The organism is Maribacter hydrothermalis (assembly GCF_001913155.1).
In the GTDB taxonomy this organism is placed as follows: Bacteria; Bacteroidota; Bacteroidia; order Flavobacteriales; family Flavobacteriaceae; genus Maribacter; species Maribacter hydrothermalis.
Map to the genome: position 1 here is coordinate 2,411,528 of NZ_CP018760.1, position 12,695 is coordinate 2,424,222.

Here is a 12,695-nt window from a genome sequence, read left to right on the forward strand (position 1 = left end):
GCCTCAAGCACATATCCTAAAATCCAGAAGAGTATTAGAAATACAAAAAAGGTCCCGATACAGCCACATTTTCCGCCACCTATTTTCTTAGCCCCATACCAAGCGCCAAAGAATTGAATTAATTTTTTCATAAGACTAATTTACAAGTTTACTTGGATAGTATTCATATAAAAAGTAGCTCAAAAGAATAATTAAGAAAACATAAAATCTCTTTTTCTCTTTACTAAAAGCAGAAGAGATTTTAAATTAAACTTCATTTTGTTAATTTTTAAAAGCTTTGTCCAAAAACTGATAACGTGCATCATTTGGAGCATTTATTAACTTACTTTCGGTGTCAAGAACCATAACTGGGGGAGTAGTGTCTTTTGCTGTGGCTGCATCCCAATTTGGCAAGCCTTCGCCATTTGGATTTCCGGTTTTAATAAAGTTCGCGAAATAGGTCATCATTTCTTTAGATACTTTATAATCATCAGCGGTCCATGCATAATCATCCACCAAATGTAAGTTGCCCATACAGTATTCTATTTCGCAAGCATGTGGAGCGCCAACAGCTTTAGGAGCAGCGGGAGCATCTGATCCTTTGGTCACTGTACCACCTGCCAAACCAGAAGCTAAAGAATTATCTACTAATGGAGGCCTTAATTTACTGTATAAATACCTGTAAACAGATTGGTCGCTATTTTTTCTATGTAAATCAAACCATTTCCAAGTGCTATAAGATATAAATCTGTCTGAGGCCAAAGCTGTGGCAGATAATTCAATTTCTTTTTCTGAACCATGAGGGTACAGTTCCAAAACTTTTTTATATTGCTTTGGGTAAGCTTCTTTTACCTTTTTCACATAATTCTCTTCTGTGTAAGGACCTTGTGTAAATGCCATTCCTGGAATCTCGGCAGAGTTCCAACCTAGTAATAAAGGAACCATAGCTTGTTCTTTACTTTCAAAAATTTCGGGTAGTGTTTTTGGTAAAAAATATCCATCTAACACAGCTGGAAAACCAAATCTTTTAGACTCATTATATATTTCATACACTTCTCTAGTACTCAATTTTCGTAATTCAGCAAGAGTAGGGTACCCCGCATTTTTAGCAAACTCCATTCCCATGTTTTCAGCATCTTTTAAGGAAACCGGGGACATTGTAGGGTTGATTCCTGCACCGCTTTCGCCAATTGCACCTGCAATTAAGTCTTTAGATAATGGAGAGGCCATTTGCTGACTAGCGCCAATTGATCCAGCAGATTCACCTGCAATAGTTACTTTACTTGGATCACCACCAAAAGCAGTTATATTGTTATTTACCCAATTCAGCGCCGCATTTTGATCTAATAAGCCATAATTGCCAGAAGCTTTATAGGAGGCTTCAGCACTTAACTCTGGGTGTGCTAAAAATCCAAAAATATTTAGGCGATAATTAGTGGTAACCACAACAATACCTTCTTTAGCCATGCTTTCCCCATCGTAACGAGGTTCAGATGCATCACCTGCAACATTTCCTCCACCAAAGAAATAGACCAACACAGGTAAATCTTTTGTATTGCGGTTAGCGGGAGTCCATACATTTAAATACAAGCAGTCTTCACTAACTCCGTTAGATCTAGATTTCATATCACCAAATACCATAGTTTGCATTGGGCGTGGACCAAAGGCTTTAGTTTCTTTAACTCCGCTCCAATTATCTAAAGGTTGTGGCGCTTTCCATCTAAGCTCACCTAATGGAGGTTGGGCAAACGGGATGCCGAAATAGCGTTGAATTCCGGTATGTGTATCATAATTACCTTCTATAATACCGTTTTCAATGCTTGCTTGAACAGGAAACGAATTGGTTTCTTGTGCGGTAGCTAAATGGGTTATTGTTATGAATACAAAAAGTAGCATTGTTAAATTTTTCATTTAAAATAGTTTTCTATTGTCTCAATTTGTAACAATAATACATTTATTTTTTAATTCTATAATAACCTGACCATTAATAATTAGTATTATTGGTGAAACTTAGTTGCTAATTTTGATAATTTAGACTATTCAATCTCAATGGGCATTGAAAATGTACTAACAATGAAGCCTAATTTTTTTTAAACCATAATTCTTATGAAATCAATATTTTTAATATTCTTTTTTGTCGTTTGTACATTTGGCTTTTCTCAGCAACCTGGGCTAGAGGAACTGAACTCTATTGTAAAACCTAGAATGCGAGTAATAATCGATAATGATTTAGGCGGTGATCCCGATGGACTCTTTCAATTAGCACATCATTTAATGTCACCATCCGTAGAAATCCGTGGAGTAATTGCTTCGCATTTATATGAACATGGATTTGGTGGACCTGGAACTTCGGAGTATGCAAAAGAACAGGCAATGAAAGTTATTGAAATTTTAGAGCTTGAAAATGAACTGACCGTTTATACAGATAAAAGTGTAAGCATGACCAGTGTTACAAAACCAATAGATAGTGATGCGGTACAGGCTATTATTAAAGAAGCAATGCGTACCGATACCAATTTGCCGTTGTACGTTGTTTGTGGAGGTGGTTTAACCAATATTGCTAGTGCCTATTTGCTTGAGCCTAAAATTGCAGAAAAGATTACCTTAGTTTGGATCGGCGGTCCAGAATATATAGATATCGCAATTCCGCCACCTGGGTATACTACTCTTGAATATAATTTGGGAATTGATATTAAAGCTGCTCAAGTAATTTTTAATGATTCTAATATTAATTTATGGCAAGTTCCAAGAAATGTATACCGCCAACCCATAATGTCTGATGCTGAACTTTTGACCAAAGTTAAAGGGAAAGGTAAATTGGGGAATCATTTATTCAGCATTATGAAAGAGGCGTATATGAAATTGGACAAATGGAATATACCTATGGGCGAAGTATATATTTATGGGGATAATCCGTTAGTGCTTTTAACGGCGATACAATCTTCTTTTGAGCCAGACCCATCGTCTAGTACTTACCTTCTAAAACAAGCACCAAGAATAAATGATGAGGGAGTATATGAAAGCAATTTTGACGGAAGAAATATTAGGGTTTACCATCAGTTAGATAATAGATTGTTGTTTGAAGATTTCTTTGCAAAGTTGGAGTTGTTTTCAAAATAGAAACTTGATTGTTATATATGATATGAGAGAAGATTCTACATGGCGGTATGCTTTCAGCCCCGTTTTTCAATGACTTCGTAAGACTTTAGATTTATAAAATAGTGTTCATATATCAAAATTAAATTCGTTTGTAATTGGTGCATTATTGTTGCAGTTCCATTTTTTAAGATTTAAATGATGAAATGAGATAGTATTTATACGGTTAGAATTCTCATATATGACATTGTTAAATTATTTTTGAACAAAATTTATAATAATGGCTTCAGGATTTTTTGCAATTCTAGATGATGTAGCGGCACTGTTGGATGACGTGGCGGCTATGAGTAAAATAGCAACCAAAAAAACAGCAGGTATTTTGGGAGACGATTTAGCTGTTAATGCAGAAAAAGCCTCTGGTTTTGTCTCTGATAGGGAATTACCGGTTTTATGGGCCATTACCAAAGGTTCTCTCCTAAATAAAATAATTATTTTACCCATTGCATTTTTATTAAGCGCCTTTTTGCCATGGGCGGTAACGGTCGTGTTAATTGTTGGAGGCATTTACCTTGCATACGAGGGTGCAGAAAAAATCTATGAATATTTTGTACCCCATGAGCATGCACACATAGCAACTGAAATGAAGGAGATGACGAAAGAGGAGATTTTGGAAATTGAAAAGACCAAGATAAAATCCGCCATTGTCACCGATTTTATTCTAAGCATAGAAATTGTCATTATTGCATTAGGTGCTGTTATTAAAGAGCCCTTACTAACTCAAATTATGGTTGTCTCGGTAGTAGCCTTATTGGCGACGGTAGGTGTTTATGGAATCGTAGCCCTAATTGTAAGAATGGATGAATTTGGAACCAGATTGATTAATTATAACGAGGAGGATAACAGTATTTCCGATAAAATTGGTCACTTTTTCGTGAACGCATTACCAAAAGTAATTAAAGCACTATCAGTGATTGGAACAATAGCATTATTATTAGTTTCTGGCGGTATTTTTGTACATAATATTGATTTCTTTCATCATCTACTACCCAATGTACCTAGTTTATTGGTCGAATTTGGAGTAGGTCTTATTGTTGGGTTTATAGCTTTGCTTTTTTATATTGGAATTAAAAAATTATTTGTTAAAAGCTAGTTAGTTCTTTACGAATACAATTTAAATTGCGTTTGAATCGATATAACATGTTACATTCTGATGTAACCATAAAAAAGAAGCGGGCAAGTCTGGGTTTATCGTTTTAGTCAGTAGATTTTCGATAACACTATTTTTGTTGGCTCCTGTAATTAACAGAACTATTTTTTTAGATTGAAGAATATTAGCCATTCCCAAGGTTAATCCATAAGAAGGTTTTTTTTGCATTGTTGCTGTCATTTCATGTCGTAACGATTCTTTAGAGAGTTTGGCGACATGGCAATATGGAGCCAAGGCTTTGCCAGGCTCGTTAAAACCAATATGCCCGTTTTTACCCAAACCGAGAATACAGGTATCGATTGGACCATGCCTCTTAATTTCATTCTGTATTCTTACACATTCTTCTTCTGGGGATGCCGGTTTACTTTCAAACGAAATGTAGCGGTCGCTTAAAATTTGAAGTGGTCCAAGAATTTTTTTCTGAATAAAAGTTTCACAGGAATTCTCATCGGATGCTGATATTCCTCCCCATTCATCTAGCTTGATAACTTTTAGTTTCTCAAAAAGGCTAGGTTCACTTTTATGGGCATTGGCCAAATTTTCATAAACACCATTTGGCGAATTGCCCGTCGCCACGCAAATCAATTGCTTATTATTTTTTTTTAGATCGGTGAGTATGGAATCACTACATAATTGGCTCATTTCCTCATAATCCGAACAATATTTTATTTTCATTTGTTAATTGAAATTCCGTTTTGTACTATTTTTATACTGAAAACTATTAATCATTCCCTTTTTTCAAAGTTTATCAGGCTTGTCCACATTTAATGTGAACTGCATAAATACTTTTTATGTGTTCCGACAGATTTATATGTCGACTATATAACTTCTAAAACTACCCTGTTATCTTCGCCGGTTACGAATGGTTCTTTATTAATTTTTAAGCAGTCTACAAAATGGGCGAACTCTTAAGGGAAACCGTAGTTCCATATTTCTTCGTACATGGTATAGCTCCACCAAACAGTATTTCCAGCTTTTTCGACAGTATATCCAACACCTTTTTTGCTGTACGTTTTAATGGATTTTCCTTGGAGCACATCGGCATAGGTCACTCCTTCAGATCCATGAATTTCCGCCCTATCGTCCATACTTCCTAATTTTGTCCAACTTTCCTTGGCGCTGGCGGTGACACCATTTTCAAATAGCTTCCAGGCCTTTGCTGACTTGACCGTAATTTCGCAATGCACTGCATTTAGTGCTCCAATAACCATCATATCGATTTCCTCCAAGGCCAGCATTTCATCTAAATCAGTAAACTATTTTGGAATACCATGTTTAGTGGCAAATTTTTAGGATTGCTCTCTGTGCGCGACATCATGGTAATAATTTCTGCATCGGCAATAGTTTTCAGGGATTCAACCTATATAGAAGATATAAATTGCGAACCTATTAAACCAACGCCTATTTTTTTATTCATTGCTACAATGTTATATAACACATTCTATTTTTCCCGGGTAATCTTGTCCCTAATTTCCCTCCAAGTTATCATTTTAATGTTTTGTTTTTTGATAATTTCAGTACATGCGTCACTCATTAGAAAATCATAGTCGGCCTGCCTCCATTCCGATCCATAATCAGGATGCTCTATGGTAATGGCTCTCATTTCAGGATTATCAAAAGCAGGATGCAACAATAAAAAAGTTAGTCCTGGCTCTAAATTTTCGAGGATATCAGTATATGTTTGCTTGGCACCTTGCTTGTAAGTGTGGGGTTCCATTGAAAGAATACGATCAACTACCACAGTTTTTTCATCTAAAAGACTATTAATACTGTCGTGGTTCATGGTATATACACGGCCATCCAATAAAACAGGAAGCCCGAACTCTTTGCCTACTTTCAAATAAGCTGCCGTAAAGCCAGGGGTGCTTGCGGCAGCCCCCATGTGCGCATCTAAATGGGTTACGTCGATACCGAACCTATAGGCCTTTTTTACTTGGTTTCTAAGTTCTACTTCCACTTCCTTTGGATCTGCATAATTTTGAAGGCTATCCACTAACGCATAAAAATAACCGTTTTTGTTAAGTAAAGTTGGAACGGAATCTTTCGAAGAAACCGGTCCCCATTTATAATTTTTCCATTCACTGGTCAAGGTCATGTGCAGGCCAAAATCCATAGCTTTATTATTGCGGGCATAAGATGCAATTTCAGGAAACCATGAGCAGGGCACCATAATACTGGCTGAATTCAACGGACCTTTTTCCAAAGCGGTTATACTCGCAGCATTCTCGGAATGCGCAACACCAAGATCGTCCGCGTGTAATATCAACAACTTGGTATCGGCCGAATAACCTAAACGTTCGGCCACGGTTTTATTTTGGGCGTTTGCACCAAAATAGAATGCTAAAAGTATACATGTTACAACCCGGAATGCCCTCATAAGCTAAAAATTAATAAGGTTTAAGCGATAGTCTAAATATACACAAAATATAAGGCTAATGTTTAATTGCAAAACCAAGATAATTTCGTTTTTAATTTTAGCAACTTCCTTTTTTTGTATCTTTTTCCTAAAATAAAAATTATGATAAGATATATTTCGGTGGCCCTATTGTTCTTGTTAACTCTAAATTCAAATGCCCAGAAAGCTGAAGTGCGTTCTACTTTACAAACCTATGAGATCGAGACTGGTAAACGACAAACGATTTTGCAGGAAAATGCCCACTTTGAGGCACCAAATTGGGCTATTGATGGCGATTACTTTATCATCAACCAAAATGGCGGCCTATTCAGGATTTCAATGGATGGAAAAAAGGATAAAATAGATACTGGTTCCGCCACACGATGTAATAACGACCATGTGATTTCACCGGATGGTAAAACGCTTGCATTAAGCAATAACTTGGAAGGTGGAAACGAAGGCTGGCTGACTTCCTGTATTTTTACGATGCCAATTGAAGGAGGTGAACCTGTTCGGGTAACCAAAAATGTACCTTCTTTTCTACATGGGTGGTCTCCCGACGGAAAAATGGTTACATACACTGCATTTAGAAACGACCAATTTGATATTTACACAATTCCGATAGCGGGTGGAGAAGAAATACAACTGACCAATAGTAAAGGCCTTTCCGATGGCCCGGAATATTCTGTCGATGGCGAACATATATATTACAATGCTATGGATTCTGGCAAAATGGAAATATGGCGAATGAATGCCGATGGCAGTGAAGGGGAACAGTTAACAGATGATTCCTATTCCAATTGGTTTCCACATATTTCTCCTGATGGAAAATATTTCGTGTTTATATCCTATTTACAAGATCAAGGTAGTGCCCACCCCGCTATGAAACAGGTGGCCTTGCGTCTGTTCAATATAAATTCTAAGGAAATAAGAACACTTTATACGTTTACGGGCGGACAAGGAAGTTTGAACGTACCCTCATGGTCGCCCGACGGAAAACAGTTTGCGTTTGTAACCTATGAATATATTGACAAGCCACAGCAATTATTGACCGAGTTGGATACTACATTGATCAATGAATTATCGGATTTGGAAAAGAACTATAATTGGCAATTACTGTTCGACGGAAATTCTACCGAAGGATGGCATGGCTTTAATACCGATTCGGCTCTGGATTCCTGGGGAATTACCAATGGCGCATTGGAAATGTTGACCGACAAAGGAACACCTATTGGGCTCTCATCGGACAAGGAATACGAAAATTTTGCGCTTAGCCTGGAATTTAAAGTCAGCAAGGGGGCCAATAGTGGCATACTTTTTCAAGTTGCAGAAACCGATGATTATGAGTTTGCATACGAAACGGGCAGCGAGTATCAGGTCATTGACCACGAAGGATGGGAAAGAGGCCCTTTGGAGGACTGGCAGTTCTGTGGGGCCAACTATGCCATGTATCCACCACTGGTAAAAGCCCACAACCCCGCCGGGGAATGGAACCATGCGGTTTTAGTAGTCGATGGAAACAAAGTGACGCAAATTTTAAACGGCCAAGTGGTCGTGGAATATGAAAAATATTCAGATGAATGGAATAAATTAAAGAATAGCGGAAAATGGGCCGATTTTCCCGATTACGGAAAATACGACAAAGGTCATATTGTTTTTCAACATTTTGGGGACAATGTCTTCTATAGGAATATAAAAATTAAGGAGTTAAAATAATAGAAAAAGCACATTTATGAAAACCGACCAGAACTCACGTAGAAAATTTATAAAGAATTCTGTTACCGCAAGTGCAGGTATTACCATCGTACCCAGCTTTACCGTCAGCGGTCTGGGCCACAAGGCGCCAAGCGATAAGTTAAATATCGTAGGCATCGGTGTAGGTGGTAAGGGGCTTCAGAACCTCACGGCAATGAACACCGAAAATATCATCGGTCTGTGCGATATCGACTGGAATTTTAGCAAAGAGTGCTTTGATACTTTCCCCGATGCAAAGAAATATTATGATTGGCGTAAGATGTTCGATGAAATGGGTAAAGATTTTGATGCTGTAATGGTAGCTACGGCCGACCATACGCATGCAGCTATTGCGGCCACGGCAATGACATTGAACAAGCATGTGTTCTGTCAAAAACCTTTAACGCACAGTATATACGAATCTCGATTGTTGACCAAATTGTCGGAGCAATACCCTGTAGCCACGCAGATGGGTAATCAAGGAAATTCAGGCGACGGAGTTCGACAGCTATGCGAATGGATTTGGAACGGGGAGATCGGCGAAGTGAAAGAGACCCATGCTTGGACAGATCGACCAATATGGCCGCAAGGCCTAGAAAGGCCAAAAGAAAAAATGGAAATACCCAAAAATTTTGATTGGGACTTGTTCATTGGACCTGCCCCGATGCGACCCTATCATGAACTGTATACCCCTTGGAATTGGCGCGGATTTTGGGATTTCGGTACCGGTGCTTTCGGTGATATGGCCTGCCATATTATGGACCCCATTTATCGCGCTTTGCATTTGAAATACCCAAATGCGATTTCTGGAAGTTCTACATCAGCAAATACCGAAAGTGCTCCGCAGGCTGAAAAAGTTTTATTTCAATTCCCCGCTAGAGAAAATATGGAGAAATTGAATTTACCAGCAGTAGACATGCATTGGTACGACGGTGGTTTCTTACCTGACAGGCCGGGTATTATTGAAGACGGTATGCCTTTTATGAACGATGGTCTCGGAGGCTGTATTTTTGTGGGAAGCAAAGATACTTTGATCTGCGGCGGCGGAGGTTTCAATCCGAGATTGCTTTCTGGTAGGGTTCCCAATGTTCCGGAAACTTTAAGAAGAGTACCCAATTCCGTTGACTATAGCGATGGGCCACACGAACAAGATTGGATTAGGGCTTGTAAAGAATCACCGGAAAATAGAATCAAAGGGTCTGCTCATTTCGGATATTCGGGACCATTCAATGAAATGGTATTGTTAGGAGTACTGGCCATTCGTTTAAAAGGATTGAATAAAATATTGAATTGGGACGGTGAGCAAATGAAATTTACCAACATCGCTGATAACGAAACCATGAAAGTGGTAAAAACCTTTGGCTTTGAAATGGTAGATAGCAAACCTACATGGAATGTGGAAACCGTTGACCTCAATGCTCTTGAGTCAGCTACAGAATACATCAAGCATACCTACCAAAATGGCTGGAGTTTGCCTGATATGCCATCCTAGGTTTTAGCTATATTCCAAATTATTAAAATAGAATAAAATGAAAAGAAGACAGTTTATATCAAAAGGAACAGCGGGAATGGCCTCTTTGGGGATTATGACGGCAGTGCCCAACAACTTGTTTGCCATAACCAACAGCAAACTTGTAAATATACCCATTGGTTTTCAGACCTATGTGCTAAGAGAAGAAATCGGCAAGGACTTTACAGGAACCTTGAATAAAATGGCCAAATTAGGTTATGAATATGTTGAAATGTGTTCACCCAAAGGCTATATGGGGTCTTTTGAGCCATTGACTAAATATTCAGGGGTAGAATTAAAACAAATGATTGACGATACTGGAATGAAATGTAATAGTTCGCATTTTCAGTTCAGCGAGTTAAAGGAAAATCTTGATGATCGTATCGATTTCGCGCAACAATTAGGATTAGAACACATGGTTTTGGCCTTTGGACTAAATGCAGCCACCCTAGACGAACTCAAGAAAAATTGCGCTGATTTAAACGCAATCGGAGAAAAAGTAAAAGATGCTGGTATGATTACCGGATTCCACAATCATGCCATTGAGTTCGAACATAAGTTTCATGATAAATTAGTGTATGATATTCTAATGGAAGAGCTTGACCCTGAACTAGTAAAAATGCAATATCAAACGGAAGTGATCAAAATGGGTGTAAAAGGTTCGGAAATTTTTAACAAATATCCTGGTCGCTTCATTTCCGCACACCTACAGGATTATTCCAAAACCGATAAAACAAAGGAAATTGCCATAGGTCAAGGCATATCAGATTGGAAGGATTTCTTTGCCTCCGCCAAAAAAGGAGGTGTTGAAGTAGTCTATGTGGAGATGGATACTAATCCTCCAAATCATTTTGAGGATAGTATTACGTTTCTAGAAAATCTTTAGCGCAATGGACTTAGGTGTAAACCACTGTAGTAGATATGATATTAGAAATTTTATATTTTAGGGACGCAAAAAACCATTGCTTTTGGTTGCTTCTCAAAATAAACTATTTTGGAAATTGAAATACCGCGCTAAGAAAAACATAAAACTAACGTCGAAAACCTTATACTTAAAAACTCAGTAAAGTTTATAAATCCGTCCCTGAACCTATTGAACTATTTAGGGTCAATCACAAAAATTGTGTATGTGTTAAATTGCTTCTAAAATAAAAAAGCCCTCACTGATGTGAGGGCTTGGTTTTACTTGCGGTCTGGACGGGACTCGAACCCGCGACCCCCTGCGTGACAGGCAGGTATTCTAACCAACTGAACTACCAGACCGTGGCGTTTAGCGAGTGCAAATATATGTTGTTTATTGAATTGCACAAACATTTTTTTTACTTTTTTTTCAGTCTAGAGAAATTTATTACGTTCTACAAGAAAAGTATTGAGTACTGTGGAAAAATCTTGCTGAATATCTATGTCCACATATTTGATTTTATACTGAGCACATTTCATTTTTATGTCAGATAAATATGCGGTAATTCGTTCATTGTAAGCTTCTTTTATATTGTCTGCATATACATCTAAATGTTCACCTGTTTCTAAATCGATAAATCTTTTAGGTGTATTTTCAAAATTGAAGAATAATTCGCGCTGTTTGTCCATGGGGTGAAATAGTACCACATCATGCTTGTTATATTTTAAATGACGTAATGCTTCAAACAATTCATCATCATTTTTTTCGGTCTGAAACATATCTGTGAACAAAAAAATGAGACTTCGGCGTTTAATTTTTTCTGCAATTTGATGTAAATAGGAATACGTTTTGGTTTCTTTTGGCGGATTTTTTGCCATGCCAACTTCGCTTAATTGTGCCAATAGCATTTGAAAATGGCGTTCACTTCCTTTTTCGGACGCATAATAATTATAGGCGTCAGAATAAATACTTAGCCCAACGGCATCACGTTGTCTTTTAAGTAGGTTCATTAATGCAGCAATTGCCAAGACACTAAAACCTATTTTGTTTAATGAATGGATGCTTAAATTGTCTACCTTGGGATAGTACATAGAGGCAGAATTATCTAGTATCATATGACACCTTAAATTGGTTTCTTCCTCGTAACGCTTTGTGTAGAGTTTATCAGTTTTTGCAAAAAGCTTCCAATCTATATGCTTGGTGCTTTCTCCAATGTTGTAAATTTTATGCTCAGCAAATTCTGCCGAAAATCCATGAAAGGGACTTCGGTGTATTCCACTAATGAAACCTTCTACTACTTGGTTTGCAAGGAGTTCTAGATTTGAAAATAAGGATGATTTGTTTAATTCTGATTGTAAATTCACAATTCTAAAGATACTAAAGACCGTTTAACTTTTAGGATAAGGTGAATTAAAATTGTCCCAAATTAAAAAATCCTGCTTTTAGCAGGATTTTTTAATTTTTATATAACCTTTTTTGGGTTAGGGAGCTTCTACAAAGCCGCATCAATTGCGTCGGTGTAAACTTTTTTAGGAGATACTCCTACTTGTCTACTTACAATTTCACCACCTTTAAATACCAATACGGTAGGTATATTACGTACCCCATATTTAGCAGCGAATTCTTGGTTCGCATCTACATCAACTTTTCCTACAACAGCTTTACCTTCATATTCCGTACTAACTTCGTCAATGATAGGACCTACCATTCTACAAGGACCACACCATGCTGCCCAAAAATCTACCACTACTGGTTTATCGCTTTTTAAAACTACCTCGTCAAAAGTAGCATCTGTTATTTCTAATGCCATCTTATTTACTTTTATTGATTATGCAAATTTAGTCAATTATTCTACTGATTCCTTACGTGCTAA

The 12,695-nt window shown here is 37.5% G+C and carries 11 protein-coding genes and 1 tRNA gene; 5 read left to right on the forward strand and 7 right to left on the reverse strand.

Translation table 11 applies throughout. The features are described from left to right. Positions 1–261 precede the first annotated feature (261 nt). On the reverse strand, positions 262–1,890 hold the full coding sequence (locus tag BTR34_RS10320) for a carboxylesterase/lipase family protein (protein ID WP_068481130.1): 1,629 nt from the start codon (positions 1,888–1,890) through the stop codon (positions 262–264). 195 nt (positions 1,891–2,085) lie between these two features. On the opposite strand from BTR34_RS10320, the gene BTR34_RS10325 reads away from it, so the two are divergent. Both BTR34_RS10325 and BTR34_RS10330 read left to right on the forward strand, forming a co-directional pair. Then, entirely contained in the window at positions 2,086–3,099 is a 1,014-nt protein-coding gene (locus tag BTR34_RS10325) for a nucleoside hydrolase (protein ID WP_068481132.1), read from the forward strand. A 256-nt stretch (positions 3,100–3,355) separates the two neighbouring features. Beyond that, complete coding sequence (locus BTR34_RS10330) at positions 3,356–4,225, forward strand: DUF808 domain-containing protein (RefSeq protein WP_068481135.1); 870 nt, start codon at positions 3,356–3,358, stop codon at positions 4,223–4,225. Positions 4,226–4,246: 21 nt separating this feature from the next. Here the strand turns inward: BTR34_RS10330 and BTR34_RS10335 are convergent, their stop codons facing one another. The 3 genes from BTR34_RS10335 to BTR34_RS10345 form a co-directional block, all read right to left on the reverse strand. Then, positions 4,247–4,957, reverse strand: coding sequence for a galactosamine-6-phosphate isomerase (locus BTR34_RS10335; RefSeq protein WP_068481138.1), 711 nt, complete (start codon positions 4,955–4,957; stop codon positions 4,247–4,249). Between the two features lie 233 nt (positions 4,958–5,190). Further along, positions 5,191–5,520: a hypothetical protein gene (locus BTR34_RS10340; RefSeq protein WP_068481141.1), complete on the reverse strand. Its 330-nt coding sequence runs from the start codon at positions 5,518–5,520 to the stop codon at positions 5,191–5,193. 203 nt (positions 5,521–5,723) lie between these two features. Further along, positions 5,724–6,659, reverse strand: a complete 936-nt coding sequence (locus tag BTR34_RS10345; RefSeq protein WP_068481144.1) for a polysaccharide deacetylase family protein — start codon at positions 6,657–6,659, stop codon at positions 5,724–5,726. Positions 6,660–6,800: 141 nt separating this feature from the next. Here BTR34_RS10345 and BTR34_RS18940 point away from each other — a divergent pair, with 141 nt between their 5' ends. The 3 genes from BTR34_RS18940 to BTR34_RS10360 are packed head-to-tail and all read left to right on the forward strand — an operon-like array spanning position 6,801 to position 10,807. Further along, positions 6,801–8,393, forward strand: coding sequence for a family 16 glycoside hydrolase (locus BTR34_RS18940; RefSeq protein WP_068481147.1), 1,593 nt, complete (start codon positions 6,801–6,803; stop codon positions 8,391–8,393). 16 nt (positions 8,394–8,409) lie between these two features. Continuing rightward, the gene (locus BTR34_RS10355) at positions 8,410–9,903 is read left to right on the forward strand and encodes a Gfo/Idh/MocA family protein (protein ID WP_068481150.1); all 1,494 of its coding nucleotides are present in this window, start codon (positions 8,410–8,412) and stop codon (positions 9,901–9,903) included. 37 nt (positions 9,904–9,940) lie between these two features. Further along, positions 9,941–10,807, forward strand: a complete 867-nt coding sequence (locus tag BTR34_RS10360; RefSeq protein ID WP_068481152.1) for a sugar phosphate isomerase/epimerase family protein — start codon at positions 9,941–9,943, stop codon at positions 10,805–10,807. A 303-nt stretch (positions 10,808–11,110) separates the two neighbouring features. Here BTR34_RS10360 and BTR34_RS10365 read toward each other — a convergent pair. From BTR34_RS10365 to trxA, 3 genes are all read right to left on the reverse strand, one after another. After that, positions 11,111–11,184 (reverse strand) — tRNA-Asp (locus tag BTR34_RS10365). A gap of 72 nt (positions 11,185–11,256) precedes the next feature. Beyond that, entirely contained in the window at positions 11,257–12,186 is a 930-nt protein-coding gene (locus BTR34_RS10370) for a DUF58 domain-containing protein (protein ID WP_068481155.1), read from the reverse strand. 128 nt (positions 12,187–12,314) lie between these two features. After that, entirely contained in the window at positions 12,315–12,632 is a 318-nt protein-coding gene (trxA, locus tag BTR34_RS10375) for a thioredoxin (protein ID WP_068481158.1), read from the reverse strand. Between the last annotated feature and the right edge of the window lie 63 nt (positions 12,633–12,695).